This is a genomic window from Stenotrophomonas sp. STEN018, assembly GCF_056760235.1.
In genome coordinates this window covers 88,642-112,696 of record NZ_JBRREK010000007.1, presented here as the reverse complement: position 1 = coordinate 112,696, position 24,055 = coordinate 88,642, and the positions used below count along the sequence as shown (strand labels likewise).

Annotated in this window: 19 protein-coding genes; 15 read left to right on the top strand and 4 right to left on the bottom strand. The window is 57.5% G+C overall.

What is annotated here, in order from left to right:
• The first annotated feature begins 19 nt into the window (after positions 1–19).
• The 11 genes from ACVOMB_RS04705 (at position 20) to ACVOMB_RS04655 (ending at position 15,585) form a co-directional block, all read left to right on the top strand.
• The gene (locus tag ACVOMB_RS04705; protein ID WP_481530108.1) at positions 20–814 is read left to right on the top strand and encodes an ABC transporter permease; all 795 of its coding nucleotides are present in this window, start codon (positions 20–22) and stop codon (positions 812–814) included.
• The gene (locus ACVOMB_RS04700) at positions 811–2,073 is read left to right on the top strand and encodes an ABC transporter ATP-binding protein (protein WP_481530107.1); all 1,263 of its coding nucleotides are present in this window, start codon (positions 811–813) and stop codon (positions 2,071–2,073) included. Before ACVOMB_RS04705 ends, ACVOMB_RS04700 begins: the two co-directional genes overlap by 4 nt.
• Positions 2,063–3,442 (top strand): methyltransferase domain-containing protein, encoded by a 1,380-nt coding sequence (locus tag ACVOMB_RS04695; RefSeq protein WP_481530106.1) that lies wholly within the window; start codon positions 2,063–2,065, stop codon positions 3,440–3,442. Before ACVOMB_RS04700 ends, ACVOMB_RS04695 begins: the two co-directional genes overlap by 11 nt.
• 38 nt (positions 3,443–3,480) lie before the next feature.
• Positions 3,481–6,537: a glycosyltransferase family 4 protein gene (locus tag ACVOMB_RS04690; RefSeq protein WP_481530105.1), complete on the top strand. Its 3,057-nt coding sequence runs from the start codon at positions 3,481–3,483 to the stop codon at positions 6,535–6,537.
• Between the two features lie 34 nt (positions 6,538–6,571).
• A complete protein-coding gene (locus tag ACVOMB_RS04685) occupies positions 6,572–9,187 on the top strand; it encodes a sulfatase-like hydrolase/transferase (protein ID WP_481530104.1) in 2,616 nt (871 codons plus the stop codon).
• A gap of 252 nt (positions 9,188–9,439) precedes the next feature.
• A complete protein-coding gene (locus tag ACVOMB_RS04680; RefSeq protein ID WP_481530103.1) occupies positions 9,440–10,390 on the top strand; it encodes a UDP-glucuronic acid decarboxylase family protein in 951 nt (316 codons plus the stop codon).
• Positions 10,391–10,418: 28 nt separating this feature from the next.
• Entirely contained in the window at positions 10,419–11,339 is a 921-nt protein-coding gene (locus ACVOMB_RS04675; RefSeq protein WP_481530125.1) for a glycosyltransferase, read from the top strand.
• Positions 11,323–11,721, top strand: coding sequence for a GtrA family protein (locus ACVOMB_RS04670; RefSeq protein WP_481530102.1), 399 nt, complete (start codon positions 11,323–11,325; stop codon positions 11,719–11,721). Before ACVOMB_RS04675 ends, ACVOMB_RS04670 begins: the two co-directional genes overlap by 17 nt.
• Complete coding sequence (locus ACVOMB_RS04665; RefSeq protein ID WP_481530101.1) at positions 11,718–12,317, top strand: hypothetical protein; 600 nt, start codon at positions 11,718–11,720, stop codon at positions 12,315–12,317. The genes ACVOMB_RS04670 and ACVOMB_RS04665 overlap by 4 nt, the downstream gene beginning before the upstream one ends.
• Positions 12,318–12,334: 17 nt before the next feature.
• Entirely contained in the window at positions 12,335–14,422 is a 2,088-nt protein-coding gene (locus ACVOMB_RS04660) for a TgpA N-terminal domain-containing protein (RefSeq protein ID WP_481530100.1), read from the top strand.
• Positions 14,419–15,585 carry a nucleotide sugar dehydrogenase gene (locus ACVOMB_RS04655; RefSeq protein ID WP_481530099.1) on the top strand — a complete coding sequence of 389 codons (1,167 nt, stop codon included), beginning with the start codon at positions 14,419–14,421 and terminating at the stop codon, positions 15,583–15,585. Before ACVOMB_RS04660 ends, ACVOMB_RS04655 begins: the two co-directional genes overlap by 4 nt.
• 101 nt (positions 15,586–15,686) lie before the next feature.
• On the opposite strand, the gene ACVOMB_RS04650 is transcribed toward ACVOMB_RS04655, so the two are convergent.
• Both ACVOMB_RS04650 and ACVOMB_RS04645 read right to left on the bottom strand, forming a co-directional pair.
• Positions 15,687–16,622, bottom strand: coding sequence for an electron transfer flavoprotein subunit alpha/FixB family protein (locus tag ACVOMB_RS04650; protein ID WP_481530098.1), 936 nt, complete (start codon positions 16,620–16,622; stop codon positions 15,687–15,689).
• Positions 16,622–17,368, bottom strand: a complete 747-nt coding sequence (locus tag ACVOMB_RS04645; RefSeq protein ID WP_481530097.1) for an electron transfer flavoprotein subunit beta/FixA family protein — start codon at positions 17,366–17,368, stop codon at positions 16,622–16,624. Before ACVOMB_RS04645 ends, ACVOMB_RS04650 begins: the two co-directional genes overlap by 1 nt.
• A 244-nt stretch (positions 17,369–17,612) precedes the next feature.
• Here ACVOMB_RS04645 and rfbB point away from each other — a divergent pair, with 244 nt between their 5' ends.
• The 4 genes from rfbB to rfbD are packed head-to-tail and all read left to right on the top strand — an operon-like array spanning position 17,613 to position 21,057.
• Positions 17,613–18,668, top strand: coding sequence for a dTDP-glucose 4,6-dehydratase (rfbB, locus tag ACVOMB_RS04640; RefSeq protein WP_481530096.1), 1,056 nt, complete (start codon positions 17,613–17,615; stop codon positions 18,666–18,668).
• A gap of 51 nt (positions 18,669–18,719) precedes the next feature.
• Positions 18,720–19,607, top strand: coding sequence for a glucose-1-phosphate thymidylyltransferase RfbA (gene rfbA, locus ACVOMB_RS04635; RefSeq protein ID WP_481530095.1), 888 nt, complete (start codon positions 18,720–18,722; stop codon positions 19,605–19,607).
• Positions 19,604–20,161 carry a dTDP-4-dehydrorhamnose 3,5-epimerase gene (gene rfbC, locus ACVOMB_RS04630; protein WP_481530094.1) on the top strand — a complete coding sequence of 186 codons (558 nt, stop codon included), beginning with the start codon at positions 19,604–19,606 and terminating at the stop codon, positions 20,159–20,161. The genes rfbA and rfbC overlap by 4 nt, the downstream gene beginning before the upstream one ends.
• Complete coding sequence (gene rfbD / locus ACVOMB_RS04625) at positions 20,158–21,057, top strand: dTDP-4-dehydrorhamnose reductase (protein ID WP_481530093.1); 900 nt, start codon at positions 20,158–20,160, stop codon at positions 21,055–21,057. The genes rfbC and rfbD overlap by 4 nt, the downstream gene beginning before the upstream one ends.
• Positions 21,058–21,153: 96 nt before the next feature.
• Here the strand turns inward: rfbD and ACVOMB_RS04620 are convergent, their stop codons facing one another.
• Complete coding sequence (locus tag ACVOMB_RS04620; protein WP_481530092.1) at positions 21,154–22,557, bottom strand: mannose-1-phosphate guanylyltransferase/mannose-6-phosphate isomerase; 1,404 nt, start codon at positions 22,555–22,557, stop codon at positions 21,154–21,156.
• Positions 22,558–22,581: 24 nt separating this feature from the next.
• A complete protein-coding gene (locus tag ACVOMB_RS04615; protein ID WP_481530091.1) occupies positions 22,582–23,925 on the bottom strand; it encodes a phosphohexomutase domain-containing protein in 1,344 nt (447 codons plus the stop codon).
• Positions 23,926–24,055 lie beyond the last annotated feature (130 nt).

Here is a 24,055-nt window from a genome sequence, read left to right as displayed (position 1 = left end):
GATCTGGAGAAGTGTTGCCATGTTCGGCATGTTGAAGGCAATCTGCGACTATCGGTATTTTATTTTTTCATCGATAAAAAACGAGCTGCGATCAAGATTTATCAGAAGCAAGCTTGGGGCGTTGTGGATGATCATTCATCCACTTGCACAGGTGTTGATATTCGCGCTGATTCTTTCAGAAGTGCTATCGGCAAAGCTGCCGGGGGTGGATAATAAATATGCCTACTCACTCTATCTCATGGCCGGGACGCTGGGTTGGAGTCTGTTCGCGGAAACCATAAACAAATGCGTAGGCCTGTTCGTGGATAACGCGAACATGCTGAAGAAAATGTCATTTCCCCGCATTTGCCTGCCTTTGATCGCGGCAGGTACCATGCTCGTGAATAACATTCTGCTCCTTGTGGCTATTTTTGGCGTGTTTGCGGTGTTAGGCCACCTTCCTGGAAGCGAGGCGGTCTGGTTGCCTGCGCTCATGGTTGTTACTTTACTGTTTGCGCTTTCGTTGGGGATGATTCTAGGTGTTTTGAATGTATTTATGCGGGACATCGGTCAGGTTGTACCCGTGATACTGCAGGCGCTATTCTGGATGACGCCAGTGGTCTATATGCTGAATATCCTCCCTGAGAGCTATCGTCGCGTGTTTTCGTTTAATCCGCTGTATCCGCTGATAACAAGCTATCAGAACGTTCTCGTTTTCAATAAGCCTCCTCTTCTAAAGGAGCTGGCATTGCTTGTATGTGCATCATTGTTGATGCTGTTTATCGGTCTGGTAATGTTCCGTCGTGCGAGTTCGGAAATGGTGGATGTGCTATGAGTGGTTCTCTTCAGGTTTCTGGTCTGGGCAAGGCATACAGAAAGTGGGGGAGCGAGTGGCTTCGGGTGGCTTCCTGGTTCGGTTTGCCATTGCGTCCCCGGGTTGAGCATTGGGTGTTGCGCGATGTGAGCTTTTCCATCGGGGCTGGTGAGACCGTCGGTATCGTGGGTCAGAACGGTGCAGGAAAATCCACCCTGCTGAAGCTGATTACTGGAACGACGCAGCCCACAGTCGGGACGGTTACCCGTTCGGGTCGTGTCGCAGCCATTCTCGAACTGGGGATGGGGTTCAATTCGGATTTGACCGGGCGGGAGAACGTCATGCATTCGGCCGGGCTGATGGGATATTCGCAAGAGCGGATCAACGGCGCGATGGATGAGATCGAGGCGTTCGCCGAGATTGGGGAGTACTTTGACCAGCCTGTGCGAACCTACTCAAGCGGCATGCAGATGCGCGTGGCTTTCAGTGTCGCTACCGCGTTCCGTCCCGACCTGCTGATCGTCGATGAGGCGCTTTCTGTCGGGGATACGTACTTCATCCACAAGTGTTTCAAGCGGATCCGGGAGTTCAAGGCGGCGGGGACCGCGTTGCTGATCGTGAGTCATGACCCTTCCGCGGTGATTTCACTGTGTGACCGCGCCATCCTGATCGAGCGTGGAAAGGTGCTGATGGATGGCGATGCAGTCGGAGTTATGGACTACTACAACGCGCTAGTTGCTCAGAAGGAAGGCGATGCGGCCATCCAGCAGCTGGTGGACGAGGGCGGGGCGGTAGTCACTGTCTCGGGTACCGGCGAGGCAACCATCGAAAAGGTCTTCTTCACAGACACCAGTGGCGCCGCTCTTGAGTTCATAGCGGTTGGGCAACGCGTACGGTTGTGCATTGATATTCACAGCGTCAAGGCAGTTGACCGGCTTGTGGTGGGATACCTGATCAAGGATCGCCTCGGTCAAGCTGTGTTTGGGACTAATACCGATCACACCAGACAGGTACTGGAGCATCTCGGAGCAAATGAGCGTGTTCGCATGGTCTCCGAGTTCGACGCAAACCTCGGTGCGGGCAGTTACTCGGTGTCGATCGCACTTTCCAGTACCGAGACGCATCTCGTGAACAACTACGAGTGGCGTGATCTGGCTATCGTATTCAACGTAGCGAATATTGGTAAACCGCGGTTTGACGGTGTTGCGTGGCTTCCAGCGGACATTTCGCTGAAGAAAATTGGTGGTCGCGGAGCGGAGGAACTGAAACGTGCTGATTGATGTTCGTGGAGTTATGCAGGAACTGCAGTTGCCATTGGGCAGCCGGAGGCAAGAAGACCAGTCGGGACGTGCTGTATCCCGTTTCGTACAGAAAGGGGAATACCGGATTTCTGAGTTGCTTGCCTACTCGGGCGAGGAGTTCGTTGATGTGGCTTACCAAGCTGTGCTGCGGCGTAACCCGGAAGCGGAGGGGAGGCGCGCTTACTTAGCAGCGCTTCGTAGCGGTGGTTTGTGCAAGGTCCAAATATTGGGGAGGCTGCGCTCATCCGCCGAGGGTTTGCATGCGGGCGTGCCGATTCACGGCCTGCGACTGGCTTACTTCCTGCATCGGATGTTCGCCAAACCACTGGTGGGGAGGCCGTTGCGCTGGGTGACGTCTTTGGTCCGTCTGGATCGAATTCCTCGCAGTATTGAGGAGTTGGAGGTGCGACTGGCCGAGCGGGATGATCGCTTGGAGCAGCACGTTGGCGACTTGGCCGTGGACCTGCGTGATGAGCAGCAGCGGCAGGCTTCCTCCTCGGCGCATTCCTTGCGTAGATCGATGGCTCGCAGCGAAGGCGAAGCAAGCCGGCGGATCGACAGCGTCATTGATCGTCTGAACATGTTGGAAGCTCGCTTGGATACGGGGCAGCAGGAGATTACCAGGCAGGGCCAGGGCAGCGGCGCGCGTGGTGCCAGCGAGGAGGACCTGGCTAGGATGTATGTAAGGCTTGAGGAGGAGTTCCGTGGCAGCCGGGAGATGATCAGTCGCAGGAGCGAAGTGTATCTCCCATATGCCGAAAAGGCGGCGGCGACTTCAGGGGCGCGGAAAGTGTTGGACCTGGGGTGCGGACGTGGCGAACTACTGGGCCTTATGGCTGCCAATGGCTATGAGTGCAGGGGCATCGATCTCAATCCGATGTTCGTGGATGAGAACATCAAGGCGGGCCTGGATGTTGCTCTGCTTGACGTGTTGACAGCGTTGGAAGCCGCGGAGCCCTCATCGTTGGCGTTGATCACATCGATTCATTTGGTTGAACATTTGCCGGTGGATGTTCTGGTGCGTTTGATGGATCTGGCGTTCATCGCCCTCAAACCCGGAGGAAAGCTGATTCTGGAGACCCCGAATCCTCAGAATCTACGGACCAGCATTTACTACTTCTATTTCGACCCAACGCATCGTAATCCGATTCCTCCGCCCTTGCTCTCGTGGATGGCATCGGACCGTGGGTTTGTTGATGTGACTGTAGATTTGCTGGAAGACGGGCGATTCGAGCCGGAAGTGGGGCGCGTGGCAGGACACGAAGTCGGGGCGGATCAGGTCAACAGGTTCGTCGACCTTCTGTCGGTCTCGCCGGACTACGCAGTGATTGCAACGAAGCCGTTCTAAGGCATCAGTCGTGACGCCAGGGATATAAGAGAACAACTATGGCAATACGTAATTCATCGCTCCTGTTTGATCTACAGTCGTTGCAGAACGGCTCTCGAACCCGGGGCATAGGGCGTTACACGCGGGAGCATCTGGGGGCATTGCTTGCACTGCAGGATATGCCCCTGGAGTTGCATGGGATGGTCGATCTGACTTACGGCGATCAGGCGCAAGTCCTGTTCAATGAGCTCTCAGATGTCATGCCGGCCGATCGCCTACATGGCTATCGCTACCCCACTGGCCTGTGGAGTGCCTATCCCGTGGAGGAGCCGGGCACGGTTTTTACCGAGGAATTGGTGAGGCTTCACGTTGAGGCAATGACGCCAGACATTGTGCACGTGCCGAGCCTCTTTGAAGGCGCTGTCGAGCCATGTTCCAGTCTGGGTCGTATCGCGCGCGCGCGCGGAAGCCTGACCAGCTGTCTTGTGCATGATGTGATACCGCTGGTCATGCCGGAGCAGTACCTCGTCACTCCGCAGATAACGAACTGGTATCAACACAAAATCAATCAGTTGCGGGAATTCGACATATTGCTTGCCAATTCCCACGCTAGCAAACGGGATGTTGTAAGCCTGCTGGAAGTTGATCCGGACCGGATCCATGTGGTGCACGCAGGCTATCCCGAGGTGTTCCAGGTGCCGCAGGATCTTGGGGCCGCGCGAGGCAGATTGGAGAAGCGCTTTGGCCTCAAAGTAAAGTATGTCCTGTACACGGGGAACAGTGATTACCGAAAGAATACTCGAGGGGCCATTGAGGGGTTTGCTGGGGTTCCCTCTGCGGTGCGCGAGGGAATGGTTCTTGTTTTGAATCAGACCGAAGGCAGTAAGGAGTTGTTGCGGTTCGCACAGGAGTGTGGACTTGCTGCGGACACTGTGCTCATGACGGGTTATGTTACCGATGCCGAACTGGTCGATCTTTATGCTTGCTGCGAAGCATTCGTGTTTCCCTCGCTTTATGAAGGTTTCGGGTTGCCGGTGGTGGAGGCGATGGCATGCGGGGCGCCTGTTTTGGTGGGTGACAACTCCAGTCTGAAGGAGATAGTTGAGCTGGACGATGCACGTTTCGATGCGAGCGCGCCGAAGGCAGTTTCAGCTGCTTTGCAGCGTGTTCTGACAGATGAAGGGTGGCGCAGTAGCTTGTGCAGATACGGTCTGGAGCGCGTGGGTGAATACTCCTGGAAGCGGACTGCGCAGTTGAGCGTGGATGCGTGGGAAACTGCGTTGGATGCGTCGCGTTCGGCCCGTCGTAAGGTGGGCGGAAAGTCGAAGGTTGCGATGGTCGTGCCGGTGCTGCCGCAGGATGCATGCAACCGCGAGTGGGTGGAGCAGTTGTCCGCGCGCTCACGCGAGATGTCCCTGGAACTGGCTTCGCCGAACGTGGCTGATTGGCCGTCCTATATGCAGGTGCAGCAGTTCCCGGAAGATCGGCTCCCGCTTGATGGTGAGGTCGATGTGATGGCGGTTGTGCATGCGAATGCTAGGACGGGCGTGCTCAGTGGCCTTGCTTTCCCCGGCGGTCACGCTGATGCCGTTAGATCGAGCTGGGAGTCGCTTCGTGATCTGATGGCTGGCGGGAAGATTCCCGAAGCGGATTTCGCGCTTCCGGAGTTGCTCGCGGAATGTCTTGGCGTGCTTGAGGCGGCGCAAGATCAGGGCACTCTGAATCAGGTACTGGCGCCGATGTTCCGCAGGAAGCCCGTAGTTGCCTTGTTGGAGACTACGGATCCAGCGGGGGTCCTGTGTTGGCTTGAAGGTACTCGTGCTCGCTATGAGGGCTTGGCATCAGCCCAGATGGCTGCGCTGCTAAAGCCCTGTTTGCCTGCGCAGGCAAGGAGTATTGCAGGCCCGATACGGCATGCGCTGGACTCGATCGGAAACTTTGGCGCAGCGCGTCGGGTGCTGATCGACATGAGCGAGCTTGCCAAGGTCGACTATGGCACCGGCATCCAGCGTGTGGTTCGGAACTTGGTACGTGAACTGTGCGCTCGCAATGAAGAAGGGCGAATTCTGTTCGTTCCGGTATATCACGAAGGCGCGACGCTCAAGTCTGCACATCTTCTGGTCGAGAAGACGCTGGGTATAAAGTGTCCTGCCTATGACGAAGACGAGGGTATTCGCAGTCGGGATATGCTCTTTCTGGCGGATTCTGCATGGGTGGGCCCCAAGCGTTTCCTGCCAAGCATCGAGAAGATCAGGGAAAACGGCGGCGATGTTGCCGTTTTCTTCCACGACATCATTCCGCTCCGATTTCCGGAAACATGTGGTGACGGGATGCCACAGGCGTTCCGTGCATGGACGGAATTCGCCGTCAGGCACGCCGATCTGTTTGTCTGTAACTCTCGTACGACGGCGGAGGACTTGGAGTTGTGGGTTGAGGAGTTCAAACCCTCGCGCCGTTCGGGCCAGCGGTTTGGCTATGTCCACCTTGGCTCTGAAGTGGTCGAGCTGGCAGCTGAGTCCCAGGTACGGCCCGAGTTTCAGGCGCTATTTGAGTCCGGTGACCCCACATTCGTTGCGGTGGGGACACTTGAGCCCAGAAAAGACCATGCAACGATCATAAAAGCTTTCGAGAGGGCTTGGGCGGACGGTGTGCCGGTGAATTTGCTGCTCATTGGAAAGATGGGCTGGGGTGTTGACCGCTTGGCGGCACAGATCAAGTCGCATCCGGAATTCGGAAAGCGTCTGTTTTGGCCTGAGAAGGTGACAAACGCCGAGTTGGAGCTTGCCTATCGCTCAGCCCGTGGATTGATACAAGCTTCAGTATGGGAGGGCTTTGGGCTTCCGTTGGTTGAAGCGGCACGTTTTGGAACGCCACTGCTTCTGTCGGATATCGCCATCTTTCGGGAGATAGCCGGTGACGATGCACGGTACTTCCAGGTCCGGGGGGACAGTGAACTTGCTGCGTTGCTGGTGTCCGCAAGCAAAGCAAATCTCGGCTCTGGTGGGATGTTGGGGCGTGTTCTAAGTTGGAAGGAGTATGGCTGGCTTCTGCGTGGTCTGCTCCTAGGCGATTTTGACGCTTCGAATGCTGTCGGCGTATGGAAGGCAATTGATTGATTTTGCAGTTCATTATTTTTTTTAGGGGGCTGGAATGTATTTTTCATTCCTGATTTTGCTGTGTCTTGCTTGCGTTGCTCGTGTAAGGGTGTGGGTTGCCTTTCTTGTTCTGTCGTTGTTTGGCTTGATCGCTGTGGCCTACGCTCTTCTTGGTGAGTTGAGCGGCGACGGGGTGAATGACGCCGTCGTTTACCACCTGCTCACAGATATGGCCGGGGCCGGAGTCGGCGACTTCTCAAGGCAGTTGATCTTTGCTTCTGCGTGTCTGCTATTAGTCGTGCTGCTTTCATTGTTGCCGTTGATGATTGCCAGGTGGAGGATCCCGGTGACGGCCATGGTGCCTGGCTGGATTTTCTATGCAGCGGCGTTTTTGCTGCTGGTGATCAGCCCTCCGAGTTTGGACATCTATCACCTGTACCACCAAACGCAGACGGTGGACGACACTGGAGTAATGCACGAGTATTCGCTGCCCAAAAGGCAACAGGCGAACAACCGGAACGTCGTCATCATTTATTTGGAAAGCCTGGAGCGTACTTACCTGGACCAAGACAGGTTCCCGGGGCTTCTGCCGAACATCGAGCGCCTGCGTGGGCAGGGCCTGGATTTCAATGATGTCCGCTCGCTGGTTGGCAGTGGTTGGACGATCGGCGGTCTGGTGAGTTCGCAATGCGGCATTCCGTTGACGGCGTTGAGCAGCCACGGCGACGGCAACAGGCTTGGGCGCGTGCAGCAGTTCCTCCCGGCTGCGACCTGCTTTGGCGATGTGCTTGCATCGTCTGGGTATCGGCTGGATTTCATTGGTGGCGCCCAGGGTGAATTCGCAGGAAAGAGCTCGTTTCTGGCTGGCCATGGCTTCAGTACAGTGCGCGACAAGGCGTACTTCCAGTCACAGGGAGTTGCTTCGAACCGCTTCTCTGACTGGGGCGTGCATGATGATGTCTTGCTGGACTCGGTGCTTGATCGTTACGGCGAGCTGACGCGGGAGGGCAGTCCATTCGTACTTACTGCGCTGACGCTGGATACCCATTCCCCAAGCGGGCACATGCCGTTGGCGTGTCAGGGGCTGAACTACGACCGGAAAGAGGGCGATTCACTGCTTGATGCGTTGCATTGCTCCGACATGCTTGTCGGTCGTTTCGTTGAGAGATTGAAGATGGAGCCCGGCTGGCAGAACACGTTGCTGGTTCTTGCTTCGGACCATGTGTCTTTGCCGAATGATCTGGATGACATGTTGGGCGGGACCGAGGACCGGCGAAATCTGCTGCTGATGCTCAACTCGGGAGAGCCAGCTCGGTTGGTCGGGGCACCCGGTGCAACGGTAGATACGGGCGCGACCGTGTTGGGTTTGCTTGGCTTCGAGGGCAAGCTGGGTTTCGGGCGTTCGCTTCTGGGTGAGAGGATGGACGGAATGTCGCGCGCGGTCAGCGAAAGGCGAGATCTTCGCCCCTACGTCCAGTACGCAAAGCGCATGTGGCGACTGGGGTCGATTGCAGGCGATGTTTCTATACAAGACAATGTTGTACATGCGGGCTCACAGGGTTATGTGCTCCCCGTCGCCTTGATGCTGGACAAACATTGGAATGTCGTTTCTTTCGATCCGGGCGGAACGCGCTACGAGCCGGTTGTCGGTGAGGTTCCTTCGGATGGCGTGCTGCTCTATATCGATCGCTGTCTGTCCTTTGGTCGGTCAAAGGGAGGCGCTGAGTGGTGTCTCTGGTATCGCGTGGGAGGGGATAGCCCCAGGTTGATAGATTCCTCGCATTTGCAGGTCGTATTGAAGCGGCAAGAGTTGGATGCTGTTTCCGAGACCGCGCCGTTCGGAGAGAACTTTTTCCGTTCGTTCCTCATTCGGGATCACTTCAATCCAGATCAACTCACTCTGGTCGGTAAGGTCGACAATGGAAGGCTGGAGAGCCAGCAGCGTGCTGGCACGCTGATGTACGGCCCATACCGGGAGGTATGCCCCGGCGCATATCGTTATCAACTCTATGGTCATATCACCGATGGCAGTGGGGTCAATGTTGACGTGGCTTCCGATCTCGGTCGCTATGTTGCCGTGAGCGGCGAGCTTCCGCGCTTCCCGGTGGAGGGGGTTGTTTTTGACAGAGAACTAGTTTTTGCCGGGCCGACGGGTGAGGTGGAGATCCGGGCATCAGTTGCGGACCAGAGCATCGTCGCCCTTGATGGCTACCGTCTGTTGCCCGCGTATCCAGTGCTGAGGTTGGGACAACAGCTGGAATTCAATAACAGCGATAGCGTTGGGTTCTATCTGGGTTGCGGCTGGGAGTCGCCGGAATCAATGTCGCGCTGGTCAGTTGGAGAGGTCGCGTCCCTGCGAGGAACACTCGCGGAACGCGCGAATGAAGGCGGCTGGATACTCTCCGTCGACGCAAGGGCCTATCTTCCTTTCTCGAAGGGCAGCAAGCCAGTAGAGCTGTGGGTGGGAGAGCACAGGGTATCGGAGTTCCAGGTTGGGCCGGAGTATGAGGAGCATTCAATCGCCATACCCGCAGAAATTCTGAAGGCTGGTCAGTCCTTCGATATCCGCTTCGTCATCAAGGATCATAGTCCGCCGTGCAAACACGAAAAGAGCGCCGATTGTCGTCCGCTGGGACTGTCGGTCAGGACCATGAAGCTGGATAGCGCTTAGGCGGCACGAGTGACGCCAAAGCTTGATAGAGGGCTCCCGGTGGAGGCAGGAAGGAGGCGCGGCGACGGGCTTTCGGAAGGGCCTGGTTGGTCCCCGGGGCTAGTTCGGCCGCAAGAAAATGACTAGGGTGTCACGCTGAATCGGCAGCGACGCCGCTAGGAAGATCAACTACAATTCACGCGTCTTGGCCGCGTGGGATGCCGTCTGATCGGCTCTGGTTGCACGGTCGATCATGATTACCAGAGGATTGATATGGCTTTTTCCCAACAGCGTGTTTTGGTGACCGGTGGTGCTGGATTTCTAGGCTCGCATTTGTGTGATCGCCTGATCGATGCCGGGCACGATGTGTTGTGCGTTGATAACTTCTATACCGGTAGCAAGCTCAATGTCGATGGGCTTTTGAAGCACCCCCGCTTCGAACTGATGCGGCATGACGTGACCTTCCCCCTGTATGTGGAGGTGGATCGTATCTTCAACCTCGCTTGTCCGGCATCGCCCGTCCACTACCAACACGACCCCGTGCAGACGACCAAGACCAGCGTGCATGGTGCAATCAATATGCTGGGCCTCGCCAAACGGGTGGGGGCTCGCATCCTGCAGGCTAGCACCAGTGAGGTCTACGGCGACCCCGAGATTCACCCGCAGATCGAGGGTTATTGGGGGCGCGTCAACCCCATTGGTATCCGCAGCTGTTATGACGAAGGCAAGCGCTGTGCCGAAACCTTGTTCTTTGACTATTGGCGTCAGCACCAGTTGGAGATCAAGGTGATGCGTATCTTCAACACCTATGGCCCGCGAATGCATCCGAACGATGGCAGGGTGGTGAGCAACTTCATTGTGCAGGCGCTCAAGGGTGAGCCAATCACGATTTATGGGGATGGCACACAGACCCGCAGTTTCTGCTACGTCGATGACCTGGTCGAAGGGATGCTTCGATTGATGGATTCCCCCGCAGACTTCACCGGCCCGGTCAATATTGGAAATCCCGGTGAGTTCACGATGCTGGAACTTGCGGAAACCGTGCTTCGTCTGGTCGGGGGGACGTCGAAGATCGAGTTCCGTCCGCTACCGTCAGATGATCCCAAGCAGCGTCAGCCGGATATCAGCTTGGCGAAGGCCATGTTCGACTGGGAGCCCAAGGTAGCCCTTGAAGATGGACTCAAGGAAACGATCGCGTATTTCCGTCATCGTTTGCAGGCCTGACGTGGCGACGGAACGGAAAGTTGTGGTGATGCCGGTTTACGAGGATCTAGAAGCATCATCCAAGCTCTTCTTGGAGCTGGCTCGCACGCAAGGGCCGGATACCTATATCGTCGCCGTTGATGATGGCTCTGTCCGCCAGCCGTTGGACATCTCGGCGATCAAGGCATCCGGCCTGGAAGGCGTCGTTGTCAAGCTGCGCCGCAATGTGGGTCATCAAAGGGCGATTGCAATAGGCCTGAGTTACGTCGCCGAGCATTTTGGTGACGACGTGATCGTGGTGGTTATGGATTCTGATGGCGAAGATATGCCGGATAGCATTACGGATTTGGTAGCCGGCTTGGCCTTGGCGGAGGTTGATGTAGTGGTGGCGACCCGCAAAAGCCGTGTCGAGTCGATCAAGTTCAAGGTGTTCTACGTCGTTTACAAGGCACTGTTTTCCCTGCTTAGTGGCAGAAAGATCAGCTTTGGCAACTTCATGGCCGCCAAGATGCCAGCAGTTCGTCGTCTGGCATCGATGCAGGAGCTATGGACGCATGTTGCAGCCGCTGTGCTGGGGTCCAAGCTTAGGGTGCAGAGCTGTTCGCTAGACCGTGGCGCCCGCTATGCGGGCCGCAGCAAGATGAACTTCGTCGGCTTGGCTCTTCATGGCTTCAGGGCATTGATGGTGTTTGCCGAGGACGTGTTGGTGCGCGTCGGCATCGCATGCACGATCGTTGCCGGGCTTTCGGTACTCGGCGGCATTTTGGCGATGGTACTGAAGGCCATCGGTTTCGCTACTCCTGGCTGGTTCTCGCTGGTATCTGGCATCTTGCTGCTGGTCTTCCTGCAGACCGCCGCGCTTACGCTGATCATCCTGATGTTGTCGGGCATGCTTCGTAGCGGTGGTGTACTTGTGGCAGGCAGCTATAGGGATTTTGTCGAAGAGGTGTTGCATGCCCGACGTGGCTGACAGCCGCCTTTCCGGGCAGGTCGTCCGCTATCTCATCAATGGTGTGGTGGCGACGCTCGTTCATTACGGTGTGCTTCAGTTGGCCATCGAAGTCCTGCATGTCCCGTTGGCTGGCATAGCGAATGCTATCGCCGCTATCTTCGGTATCACCGTGTCCTTTCTGGGGAGCCGGTATTTCGTGTTCCGCGGCCAGACAGGGGACGTCGTCAAGCAAGGCACACTATTCGTGCTGATATATGTAGGCATCGCTTTGCTGCATGCGCTGGTGATGTACGTCTGGGCTGATCGGCTGGGCCACGACTACCGCATTGGTTTTTTGTTTGCTACGGCGATGCAGGTGGCCTTCAGTTTTTTCGCTAACAAATTTTTGGTGTTCAAATGAGCAAGTACTCCAGGGCGCTTCTGGCAACAACTGCATTCGTGTTTGGTTTGCTGTTGGTGTACTACCTGCATATGCGCTATCTGCGCGTCAATGTGGTTCTCTACGCGAGCATCCTCGATGCGATCGTTGCCTTGGGCCTGGTTTTCTCTGTCTTTGGTCTATTGAAGTGGTTTCGTGACTTCAGTCGTCTAGAGGTTATCCAGTTGGCTGCTATCTGGTTGCTTGGTGGCTATATCTTTGCCATTTCGGTTCCAACGGTCATAGATCGATCGCTGTCCTTCTACATACTTGAAAAGCTTCAGCAGCGCGGGGGCGGCATTCGTGAGGACGCATTTCGTCAGGTTTTCACTGATGAGTACGTCCGTGAGCATCACTTGGTGGAAGTCCGGCTCACCGAGCAGCTTCAATCAGGCACGATTGAGATCGACAATGGTTGCGTCAAGTTAACCGGTCGGGGCGAGCGCCTAGCGTCCTTCAGCCGTTTCTACAGGAAGAATTTGCTCCCGACCCACCGCCTGTTGATGGGCCAGTATACGGATGCCTTGACGGACCCGTTCCGGGACAGTCATATGCCGACTGACTATCGCTGTAAGTGATTGTCTGAGATCGCCGAATGACCGATATCCAGCGTCTTCCATCAGATTTCCCGGGCCAGTCATTGTGGGGGCGTTGGCTGTGGCCCTTGGTCCTGCTGATCATTGGCTTCTATCTGGTGCCCTTCGCACAAACGTGTGGGTTGCAATGCGTGCCAGGTGACTTGGGTGACGCGCGATTCAATAGCGTTGTTCTTGAGTATTTCTATCGCTGGATGACCGGGCAGGAATCCAGTTTGGTGAGCCCGAGCTTCTACTATCCGATGCCCGGGGTATCCACTTTTTCCGATAATCATTGGGGTACGGCTTGGATCTATGCCATTTTGCGAGCACTTGGCTGGGATCGTTACCAGGCATTTGATCTGTGGTATCTGGGGGGGTATCTAGCCAACTTCGCCGTCAGCCACTGGGTATTCCGGCGATTGCGTTTCTCGCCGCTGGCCAGTGCTTTGGCTGCGTTTGCGTTTGCATTTGCGATGCCTGTCATCGCCAGGCACGGGCACGCGCAGCTCGGCTATCGTTTCCTGATGCCGGTCGCCCTGTTGCTTTGGCAATCGTTCCGGGCTGATGGCAGATGGCGCTGGGCCGGCCTGCTGGCTTTGGCCATGGCTGGGCAGTTCTACATTTCGATCTATCTTGGCTATTTCCTTGTGCTCATGCTGGGGGCATGGGCGGCTGCTCAGTTGCTGCTTGAACGCAGTGCGGGGGTTCCGTGGTTCAGGCAATGGCGCGAGCAAGGTGCACGCGGCGAAGTCGCGGTCTCATTATTGGCAATCGTGTTCGCGATGGCGAGTGTGGCCCTGCTGATGTGGCCTTATCTCCATTATTCAAAGCTCTATGGATTCCAGCGCTCGGTTGAGGAAGTCTCGAACATGCTTCCGCATGTTCAGAGCTATTTTCTGGCTGACGAGTCTGCGATATGGGGGCGTGCTAGTCGGCAGATTGCCGTGGCGCTGCCAATGCGGCACGAACACCAGCTTTTCTTCGGTGTCGGCATGTTGGGACTGGGCTTGGTGGCGCTGTTCCGGTCGAAGCAGCGCCTTCGCTGGGTGGCGTTTCTATCGCTGATGCTGTTGGCGCTGGTGACGTTGAGCGTACATGGTTATTCGCTTTACCTTCTCGTCCTCCAGCTTCCGGGGGTTGGCTCGATCCGCGCGGTTGCGCGAATCGGGTTGGCCATGGCATTGCCGATGGCGGTGCTTGTGGCACTTGCTGTGGATGCCGTTCGGCGCCCGGAGGATGGTTGGCGCCCGCTGGTGCTAGTGCTGGCGTTGGCGATGATTGCTGAATCAGCCACGGTTCGGACCACGAGCTATGACATACAGGTTGCGCGCGACAGGATCGAAACATTACGCGGAGACATTGGCGAAGGTTCAGGGAAGGATGCCGTCCTGTTCACGCCAATGCGCGACGGGCAGTCTCCTATCGAGACGGAGCTCGACGGAGTCATCCTTGCTCAGGATATGAGCCGACCAACGCTGAATGGATACTCCGGCAACATACCCCCGGGATACGAGCCGAGGCCGGGCCAAGAAGGTTCTGGCTGTGCGCAGGCTGCCATCCGGCTGAAGGCGGCGTCTGCGTTCTTCAATGGGCACCCCGGTTTCCAGTTGCCTGATCCGCCACCAGTCACCCGTGTCGTAGGAGAGCCGACGTGCGATGTTGGCCCCTGGGGAGAATTGCCGTTGACCGAGGCGGTGAAACTTGGCGTGCAGGTGCGCTCGATTGAGTCGTCGGAGCTGGAGTTTGAAGTGCGGGTGTCCGTGAAGAATGATTCCAAGGGAATCTTCGATGCATCGCAAAGCGGCTCGCACCCATTGCGCCTTTCATGGCAGACGGTAGTGCCTGGGGAGCAGGCGGATTCGAAAGAATGGGTTCCACGTGTCGATCTCGGTATGCAAGGGATGTTGCTTCCGGGACAGGAGCTGGAGATCGTCTTTGCTGTCCCGAGGGACGGGATCCAAGGAAGCCAATTGCTTGTCAGCGCGGTACTCGAAGGGCGTGCATGGTTGCATGACTATGGTTTCACGCCCGTGGCAGCCGAGCTCCCAATTTCTCCAGCGGGTGGTAACCGTGCCACTGCTGTCCGTGTTAATGAGGTCTTATGAAGATTGCGATTGCTGGGACCGGTTACGTTGGTCTTTCCAATGGCGTGCTGCTAGCACGTCATCATGATGTAGTGGCTCTGGATATTGTGCAGGCGAAGGTGGATATGCTGAACGCAGGCCGCTCGCCGATTGTTGATCCAGATATCTCTTTGGCACTGTCAAGCGGCACGCTGCGCTTTAAGGCAACGATTGATCCGGTCGAAGCGTATCAGGGGGCGGAGTTCGTCGTGATTGCGACGCCGACGGATTACGATCCGGAGAGCAATTACTTCAATACAGCATCGATCGAAGCCGTGATTGCACAGGTCTTGGAAATCAATCCGCACGCGACGATGATCATCAAGTCCACTGTTCCTGTCGGCTATACACGCAGAATGCGCGAACGATTCGGGGTGGCCAACATTGTGTTTTCTCCCGAGTTTCTCCGGGAAGGCCGTGCTTTGCATGACAATCTGTATCCGTCCCGTATCATCGTCGGTGATCGCACGACGGCTGCCAGGATGTTCGGTGGCTTGTTGGAAGGCGGGGCGGAGAAGAAGAATGTGCCGGTTCTTTTTACGGACTCGACGGAGGCGGAAGCCATCAAGCTGTTTGCAAACACCTACTTGGCAATGCGGGTGTCGTACTTCAATGAGCTGGACAGCTATGCTTTGACGCATGGTCTGGATAGCCGTCAGATTATCGAGGGAATCTGCTTGGATCCGCGTATCGGCCAGGGCTACAACAACCCGTCATTCGGGTACGGCGGTTACTGCCTTCCAAAAGATACGAAACAATTGCTCGCGAACTACCAAAGCGTACCGCAGACTTTGATTCGGGCTATTGTCCAGTCGAATACGACACGCAAGGATTTCATTGCGGATGACATTCTTGATCGGAAGCCCAAAGTTGTTGGTGTGTATCGTTTGATCATGAAGGCAGGCTCGGACAATTTCAGGTCGTCCAGCATCCAGGGAATCATGAAGCGCATCAAGGCCAAAGGCATCGAGGTGATTGTTCACGAACCATGCCTGGGTGAGACTGAGTTCTTCAATTCGAGGGTGGTCAACGACCTTGCAAGCTTCAAGCGGGAGGCTGATGTGATCATTACCAATCGCTTGTCCGATGAATTGGTTGATGTGGCTGAGAAGATCTATACGCGCGACCTGTTTGGGGACAACTGATCTTGTATATATAAACGACATCAGCGCTCTGAGGCGCTGATGTCGTTTTCTTGCGAAGTCTCTGCCACGTAGTGCCCCGCAGATAGAGCGGGCTTTTGTAGTCAGAGTGCCGATTCAATCTCCGGCAGCAAGGTAAACAGATCTCCCACCAGCCCGATATCGGCAATCTCAAAGATCGGCGCGTCGCCATCCTTGTTGATCGCGACAATCGTACCGGCGTCCTTGATGCCGGTCAGGTGCTGGATGGCGCCTGAGATGCCCACGGCGATATACAGCTCCGGGGCGATGATCTTGCCGGTCTGGCCAACCTGCATGTCGCTGGGCACGTAGCCTGCGTCCACCGCGGCGCGCGAGGCACCGACGCCGGCACCGAGCTTGTCGGCCAGCGCGTAGATCACCTTGAAGTTCTCTTCCGAGCCGACGCCGCGGCCACCGGAGACAACGCGCTTGGCGCTCTGCAGGTCCGGACGGTCGCTCTTGCCGGCAGCCAGGCTGATGAAACGGGTGTGGCCCGGCAGGGCGGCATCAACACTGATCGCTTCGATCGGGGCACTGTTGCCCTTGGCGGCTTCCTGCCAGGACGCGGCGCGCACGGTCGCCACGACGACCTGATCGGCCGGGGCTTCGACGGTGATGATGGCGTTGCCGGCGTAGATCGGACGTTTGAAGGTATGCGCGCCTTCGACCGACATCAGGTCCGAGACCTGGTTGACGCCGAGCAGGGCGGCTACGGCCGGCATTACATCCTTGCCGGTGGTGGTCGACGGGCCGAATACATGGCTGTAGCCGGCAGCGGCCTTGGCGATCTGCGGCGCCTGAATCTGTGCCAGCGCGTGTTCATTGGCCGAATTGGCAATGGTCAGCACCTTGCTGACGCCGGCAATCTGCGCGGCTTCGGCGGCGATGGCGGTTGGGTCGGCCGCCAGCACCAGTACATCGATGTCGCCGCCCACGGCGGTAGCTGCCGACACGGTCTTGGCGACGGCGCTGTTGAGCTTGCCGTCCAGGTGTTCGGCGATGACGAGAATCTTGGCCATTACAACAACCCCTTCTGCTTGAGTGCGGCTACCAGTTCGGCAGCATCCTTCACCATCACACCCTTGCTGCGCTTGGACGGCGCGGCATACTGGGTGGTCTTGAACGTATCTGCGGCCTCGACGCCGAGGTCGGCCAGCTGCAGGGTTTCCAGTGGCTTGGCCTTGGCCTTCATGATGTCCGGCAGCTTGATGAAGCGCGGCTCATTCAGGCGCAGGTCGGTGGTGATCACTGCCGGCAGATCGATTTCCAGCGTTTCCAGGCCGGCGTCGACTTCACGGGTGACCGTGGCCTTGCCATCAGTGATCTCGACCTTGGAGGCGAAGGTGGCCTGCGGGCGCGCCCACAGCGTGGCCAGCATCTGGCCGGTCTGGTTGGCATCGTCGTCGATCGCCTGCTTGCCGAGGATGACCAGGTCCGGCTGTTCTTTTTCCACCAGCTTGAGCAGGGTGCGGGCGGCGGTCAGCGGCTGGATGGCCTGATCGGTGACCACGTGGATGGCGCGGTTGGCGCCCATGGCCAGGCCGTTGCGCAGGTGCGCCTGGGCGTCTGCCGGGGCGATGGTGGCGACGATCACTTCCGTGGCAATGCCCTTGTCGCGCAGGCGCAGGGCTTCTTCCAGGGCGATTTCATCGAACGGGTTCGGCGAAAGCTTGACGCCATCGGTGACCACGCCGGAACCATCCGGCTTGACTTGAATGCGGACGTTGTAGTCCACCACGCGCTTGTACGCGACGAGGATCTTCATGTGCTGCGGGGTCCTTCGGTTGCTGATGGGGGCCGGCGAGGGCCGGGGACAAATTTTCTCGATTCTAGCTGGGTTGATGGGTCTGTGCGAAGGCGTATGGTGCGCAGGTGATGCTGTCAAATGTCCGGACAACTTGGCGTGCAGGGGCTTCGTTGTCAATGGTGCAGGTCCGGCAGCAGGGTGCGTTATATCCTTGTACGGATTGTTTGCTGCCGAGCAGACGTAATAACGGGAGAATCAACGCGTGACCACATGGCTTGTGACCGGCGGTGCCGGCTTTATCGGCGGCAATTTTGTGCTGGAGGCGGTGGCGAGGGGTGTCCGCATCATCAACCTGGATGCGTTGACCTATGCAGGCAATTTGAAGACCCTCGGCAGCCTGGAAGGGAACCCTGACCATGTGTTCGCGCACGGAGACATAGGCGATCGCGAATTGGTGGCGCAGCTGTTGGCCGAGCACCGCCCTGATGCGGTCCTGAACTTCGCCGCTGAGAGCCACGTGGACCGATCCATCGACGGCCCAGGCGCCTTCATCCAGACCAATGTCGTCGGAACCCTTGGTCTGCTGGAGGCGGTGCGCGATTATTGGAAGGCTTTGCCGGCGACTGTTCGCGCCAGTTTCCGCTTCCTGCATGTATCCACGGATGAGGTCTACGGCACGCTGGGCGAGACCGGCAAGTTCAGTGAAACCACGCCATACGCGCCCAATTCGCCGTATTCGGCGTCCAAGGCGGCTTCAGATCACCTGGTGCGTGCTTTCCACCACACTTATGGTTTGCCGGTGTTGACCACCAATTGTTCGAACAACTACGGCCCGTACCACTTCCCCGAGAAGCTCATTCCGCTGGTGATCGCCAAGGCGTTGGCTGGAGAGCCGCTGCCAGTGTACGGCGATGGAAAGCAGGTCCGCGATTGGCTGTTCGTCGCCGATCACTGCGAGGCGATCCGTACCGTGCTGGCCAAAGGCAAGGTTGGTGAAACCTATAACGTGGGAGGCAACTCCGAGAAGCAGAACATCGAAGTGGTGCAGGCGATCTGTGCTCTGCTGGATCTGCGCCGCCCGCGGGCAGATGGCAAGTCGCGCGCCGAGCAGATCACCTATGTCACCGATCGCCCGGGGCATGACCGCCGTTATGCAATCGATGCGTCCAAGCTCAAGGACGAACTGGGTTGGGAGCCGAAGTTCAGCTTCGATCAGGGCATTGCTCTCACCGTGGACTGGTACCTGGAGAACCAGCCGTGGGTGAATGGCGTACTGGATGGCAGCTATCGTCTGCAGCGCATCGGTACCGACGCTTGATGTCTTCGATTGAGCGCCACGCCATCGTGCGGGATCAACAAGGAAATAACCATGACGCAACGTAAAGGCATCATTCTGGCTGGCGGCTCGGGTACACGGCTGTATCCGATCACCAAGGGCGTCAGCAAGCAGTTGCTGCCGGTCTACGACAAGCCGATGATCTATTACCCACTCAGTGTGCTGATGCTCGCCGGGATCCGCGAAGTACTGATCATCAACACGCCGCACGAGCAGGCATTGTTCCAACAATTGCTGGGTGATGGTTCGCAATGGGGAATGGACATCCAGTACGCAGTGCAGCCCAGCCCAGACGGCTTGGCGCAGGCGTATCTGATTGGTCGCGATTTCGTTGGCGGCAAGCCCAGCTGCCTGGTACTGGGGGACAATATTTTCCACGGCACTGGTCTGCGCGAGGTGCTCAAGCGTGCCGATGCACGCGATACCGGGGCCACCGTATTCGGCTACTGGGTCAGTGATCCTGAGCGCTATGGTGTGGCTGAGTTCAACAAGGATGGAAAAGTTGTTGGATTGGTGGAAAAGCCCATCGAGCCGCGTTCCAACTATGCAGTGACTGGCCTGTATTTCTATGATGGGAATGCGAGCGACTATGCCGCTGAGCTAAGGCCATCGCCGCGTGGAGAGCTGGAGATAACCGATCTCAACCAGCGCTATCTGGATGAGGGACGTTTGCATCTGGAGCCGCTTGGCCGTGGCTACGCATGGCTGGATACCGGTACGCACCAGTCATTGTTGGAAGCCTCCAACTTCATCGAAACCATCCAGACCCGTCAAGGCTTGCAGGTTTGTTGCCCCGAGGAGATTGCTTATGGTCAGGGTTGGATCAACGCCGAGCAACTCGAAGCGCTGGCCGCGCCCTTGTCCAAGAACGGTTACGGGCAGTACCTGCAGAAATTGATTCAAAGAGGCATCGTTCCGTGAAAGTGATTGATACCGCAATGCGCGGCTGTGTGGTCATCGAGCCTGCGTTGTTCGGCGATGAGCGTGGCTTCTTCTTTGAAACATGGAATGCGGAGCGTTTCAAGGCGCGGGGTCTGCCTGGGAAGTTCGTGCAGAGCAACGTGTCTGCGTCCAGCAATGGCGTGCTGCGCGGGTTGCACTACCAATGGCCGCGTCCGCAGGGCAAGCTGGTGAGTGTGCTGGAAGGTGAGGTGTATGACGTGGCAGTGGATATACGTCGCGGATCACCGACCTTCGGTCAGTGGGAGGCGGTCATCCTGAGCGCGGAGAACAAGCGGCAGTTCTGGATACCTGAAGGCTTTGCACACGGCTTTGCCGTGCTCTCGGAGCGGGCGTTGTTCAGCTATTTGTGCACGGACGTCTATGTGAAGGAAGCAGATGCCTGCATCCGCTGGAATGACGCCGACATCGGCGTTGACTGGCCCATCGGTGCCCCGACGCTGTCCGCCAAGGATGAGGCTGCACCGTTCTTGAAGGACATCGTTGAAGATCGTCTTCCGGTCTATGTCCCATGACGCTGCTGGTTTTTGGCGGGAATGGACAGGTAGGGCAGGAGTTGCTGCGTGCGCTTGCGCCACTCGGTCCTGTCGTAGCTACCACCCGTAGCGGCAAGCTTGCCGACGGTAGCGACTGCGAGATCGCAGATTTTGATGCTCCCGACAGCCTGTCCGCGTTGTTGGATCGGCTGCAGCCGTCGGTAGTGGTCAACGCCGCTGCCTACACTGCTGTGGACAAGGCAGAGCAGGAGCCCGAGGCTGCATTCCGGGTCAATGCGCAGGCACCCGAGGTGATCGCAAGATGGTGTGCGGCACATGGCGTGCGGATGGTGCATTACTCCACTGATTACGTTTTCAATGGGCAGGGCACGGCTCCCTACGTTGAAGCCGAGGCAACGGCACCGCTGGGTGTCTATGGCAGTAGCAAGCGCGATGGCGAAGAGGCGGTGCGTGCTGCTGGTGGCCCCCATCTGATTTTCCGTACCGCTTGGGTATATGCGACGCATGGAGGCAACTTCCTGCGCACGATGCTGCGCGTAGGTGCCGAGCGCGATGAGTTGCGCGTAGTCGCCGATCAGGTCGGCACGCCGACACCGGCGGCGTTGATTGCGGATGTCACAGCGCAGGTGTTGCAGCATCCCAGGCAGTTGTCCGGGACTTGGCACCTGACGACTTCAGGACAGACCAGTTGGCATGATTTTGCCGAGGCTATTTTCGCTGAGGCGGTCGCGCTGGGTGTGTTGATCAAGGCGCCAAACGTCCAGCCAATCTCCAGTGCGGAGTACCCGACGCTGGCAAAGCGTCCAGCCTGGTCGGTGCTGGACAACCGCAAGTTGCAGCAGGATTTCGGAATCAAACTGCCGGTCTGGCAGGCGGGTTTGCGGCAGGTGATGAGCGAGATCGCAAACGGTTGATTTGATCTTGCCGTCCGGCGATCTCGCACGGCACCAATACAGCTGACAGAAAACCCCGGGTTTCCCCGGGGTTTTGTTTGCCGCTTGTTGAGGATCTCAAGCGCGTCCGTAGGTATCCTCGAAGCGTACGATATCGTCCTCACCCAGATAGCTGCCCGACTGCACTTCGATCAGTTCCAGTGGCAGCTTGCCCGGGTTACGCAGGCGGTGGGTGACGCCCAGCGGGATGTACGTGCTCTGGTTCTCGGTCAGCAGCAGTACCTCGTCACCACGAGTGACCTCCGCCGTGCCGCTGACCACAATCCAGTGCTCGGCACGGTGATGATGCATCTGCAGGCTCAAGGTGCCGCCCGGCTTGACGGTGATGCGCTTCACCTGGAAGCGCTCGCCGTTGTCGATCGAGTCATAGGCACCCCAAGGGCGATAGACCTTGCGATGCCAGGTGGCCTCGCTGCGACCTTCGGCCTTGAGGCGTGCAACCACATCCTTGACCTGTTGCATGTATTCGGACTTGCCTACAAGGACTGCGTCGTTGGTTTCAACGACGACCACGTCTTCCAGCCCGATCATTGCAATCAGACGATCGCCATAGGCGAAGGTATTGCGGCAATCGAGTGCGATGACGTCACCGTGATGCGCATTGCCATCGGCGTCCTGTTCCGAAACCTCCCGCAGAGCAGTCCAGGAGCCCACGTCGCTCCAGCCGGCTTCCAGTGGAACCACCGCGGCGTCTCCTGTATTTTCCATGACCGCATAGTCGATCGAGTCGGAGGGGACCTGGCTGAACGCCTGCTTGTCCAAACGGACGAAGTCGGTGTCGCGCGTGGCAGCCACCCATGCTTTGCGGGTGGATTCAAGGATCGCGGGATTGTGCTTGGCGAGTTCTTCAAGATACCGGGAGGCCTTGAACAGGAACATTCCGCTGTTCCAGAAGTATTCGCCCGAAGCAAGATAGCCCTGTGCGGTGGCCATATCCGGCTTTTCGACGAAACGATCCACTGGACGAGCGCCTGTTCCGGTGCTCGCCTTGATGTAACCGTAGCCGGTTTCCGGTGCCGTCGGGACGATGCCAAAGGTGACAAGCTTTCCCGAGCGCGCCGATTCAGCTGCAACCAGAACCGCATCCTGGAATTGCTTCTCCTTTGTTATCACGTGGTCCGAGGGAAGGACGAGAAGAAGTGCGTCATCACCGTTCCGCGTCGCTTCCAACGCTGCTGCTGCGATTGCCGGTGCCGTGTTTCGGCCCATGGGTTCGAGCAGAATGGCTTGTGGTTCAGCACCGACCTGCTGCAGCTGTTCGGCAGCGACAAAACGATGGTCCTCGTTTGCCACGATCAACGGAGCCCTTCCTGCGATCGCCGCCACGCGCAACCAGGTAGCCTGCAGCATGGTCCTGTCACCAGTTAATGGCAGGAACTGCTTCGGGTACGATTCGCGTGAGAGCGGCCATAGGCGAGTGCCGGAGCCGCCGGAAAGGATTACCGGCAGGATGTCATTCATTGAAGATGCGTCCTTGTAAGCGGATCAGGAAAGAAGGGCGGAGATCTCGTTGGTGCGGGCCTGCATCAGTGCGGCGTCACCACGGGATTCAACGTTCAAGCGTAGCAATGGTTCAGTGTTGGACGAGCGCAGATTGAAGCGCCAATCGCCGAAATCGGCGCTTATCCCGTCTGTGTGGTCCAGTTGTGGCTGGAGCCCGGAGAAGTGATCCATGACCCTCTCTATGGCTGTCTTGGCATCTGCTACGCGGAAGTTGATCTCGCCACTGCACGGGAAACGAGCCATGCGGTGCTCGACGAGCTCGGCAAGGGACTTGCCGCTCGAGGAGACAAGCGAGGCAATCAACAACCAGGGAATCATGCCCGAATCGCAATAGGCGAAGTCGCGGAAGTAATGGTGTGCGCTCATTTCTCCACCGTAGATCGCGTTCTCTGAACGCATTCGCTCCTTGATGAAGGCGTGACCCGTCTTGCTCAGGATGGGGGTGCCACCTGCCTGCTCGACCATCTCAATGGTGTTCCAGGTCAAGCGTGGATCGTGGATGATCTTTTCCCCTGGGTTGAGTGCCAGGAGGGATTGACCCAGCAATCCGACGAGGTAGTAGCCTTCGATGAAGCGGCCGGAGTGATCGAAAAAGAAGCAACGGTCAAAGTCGCCGTCCCAGGCGATACCAAAGTCAGCGCCATGCTCAATGACTGCATCAGCGGTGGCAGCTCTGTTTTCTGGTAGCAGTGGATTGGGAATGCCATTGGGGAAGCTTCCATCCGGCTCATGCTGGATGTGACTGAACTTAAACGGCAGGTGGGCCGCGAGCTGGTCGATGATCAGCCCTGCGCCGCCGTTGCCTGCGTTGGTAACAATCTTCAGGGGCTTGAGCTGACTGCGGTCCACATAGCTGAGCAAGTGCTGGATGTAAGCCGATTTGTCGGTGTGGCTGCGGGTCGTTCCGGCAACAGGCGGAAGGGCATCTGTCCTTTCCTCGGCCGAATCACGGATTGCAAACAACCCGGTATCTCCGCTGATTGGTTTGGAGCCTTCACGGACCAGTTTCATGCCGTTGTAGTCCATCGGATTGTGGCTGGCAGTGACCATTACGCCGCCGGCCGCTTTCAAATGGGCAGTCTGGAAGTAAACCTCTTCGGTCCCGCACAGGCCGATATCAATGATGTCGCGCCCCGCCGAGCGCAAGCCGTTGGCCAGCGCTTCAAGCAGGGATGGGCTGCTCAAGCGGACATCCTTGCCGAGTACTACCGGGCCTGGATCAAGTTGGGCTGCAAGGGCAAAACCGATTCGGCTGGCCAAATCTTCATTGAGTTCATCCGGAACTCGGCCGCGGATGTCGTAGGCCTTGAAGGCGGGCAACGGCATGCTTTGCATCCTGAAAGGTTGGAGATTTCCGTAGTTTAATCTGTGTGGGCCGATTTGGCTGTCTGGCAGCTGGCCGAAAGTCCAAGGGGGTTGCCCCTGCGGTATGGCTAGAATATGGGCATCTTCAGCA

Excerpts from the sequence above, each read along its gene's own strand:
- ACVOMB_RS04700 (WP_481530107.1), top strand. The coding sequence starts at position 811 with ATGAGTGGTTCTCTTCAGGTTTCTGGTCTGGGCAAGGCATACAGAAAG.
- ACVOMB_RS04645 (WP_481530097.1), bottom strand. The coding sequence starts at position 17,368 with ATGAAGATCCTCGTCGCGTACAAGCGCGTGGTGGACTACAACGTCCGC.
- ACVOMB_RS04670 (WP_481530102.1), top strand. The coding sequence starts at position 11,323 with ATGCCCGACGTGGCTGACAGCCGCCTTTCCGGGCAGGTCGTCCGCTAT.
- ACVOMB_RS04705 (WP_481530108.1), top strand. The coding sequence starts at position 20 with ATGTTCGGCATGTTGAAGGCAATCTGCGACTATCGGTATTTTATTTTT.
- ACVOMB_RS04615 (WP_481530091.1), bottom strand. The coding sequence starts at position 23,925 with ATGCCGTTGCCCGCCTTCAAGGCCTACGACATCCGCGGCCGAGTTCCG.
- ACVOMB_RS04660 (WP_481530100.1), top strand. The coding sequence starts at position 12,335 with ATGACCGATATCCAGCGTCTTCCATCAGATTTCCCGGGCCAGTCATTG.
- rfbA (WP_481530095.1), top strand. The coding sequence starts at position 18,720 with ATGACGCAACGTAAAGGCATCATTCTGGCTGGCGGCTCGGGTACACGG.
- ACVOMB_RS04685 (WP_481530104.1), top strand. The coding sequence starts at position 6,572 with ATGTATTTTTCATTCCTGATTTTGCTGTGTCTTGCTTGCGTTGCTCGT.
- ACVOMB_RS04680 (WP_481530103.1), top strand. The coding sequence starts at position 9,440 with ATGGCTTTTTCCCAACAGCGTGTTTTGGTGACCGGTGGTGCTGGATTT.
- ACVOMB_RS04655 (WP_481530099.1), top strand. The coding sequence starts at position 14,419 with ATGAAGATTGCGATTGCTGGGACCGGTTACGTTGGTCTTTCCAATGGC.
- rfbD (WP_481530093.1), top strand. The coding sequence starts at position 20,158 with ATGACGCTGCTGGTTTTTGGCGGGAATGGACAGGTAGGGCAGGAGTTG.
- ACVOMB_RS04690 (WP_481530105.1), top strand. The coding sequence starts at position 3,481 with ATGGCAATACGTAATTCATCGCTCCTGTTTGATCTACAGTCGTTGCAG.
- ACVOMB_RS04665 (WP_481530101.1), top strand. The coding sequence starts at position 11,718 with ATGAGCAAGTACTCCAGGGCGCTTCTGGCAACAACTGCATTCGTGTTT.
- ACVOMB_RS04650 (WP_481530098.1), bottom strand. The coding sequence starts at position 16,622 with ATGGCCAAGATTCTCGTCATCGCCGAACACCTGGACGGCAAGCTCAAC.
- ACVOMB_RS04620 (WP_481530092.1), bottom strand. The coding sequence starts at position 22,557 with ATGAATGACATCCTGCCGGTAATCCTTTCCGGCGGCTCCGGCACTCGC.
- ACVOMB_RS04675 (WP_481530125.1), top strand. The coding sequence starts at position 10,419 with ATGCCGGTTTACGAGGATCTAGAAGCATCATCCAAGCTCTTCTTGGAG.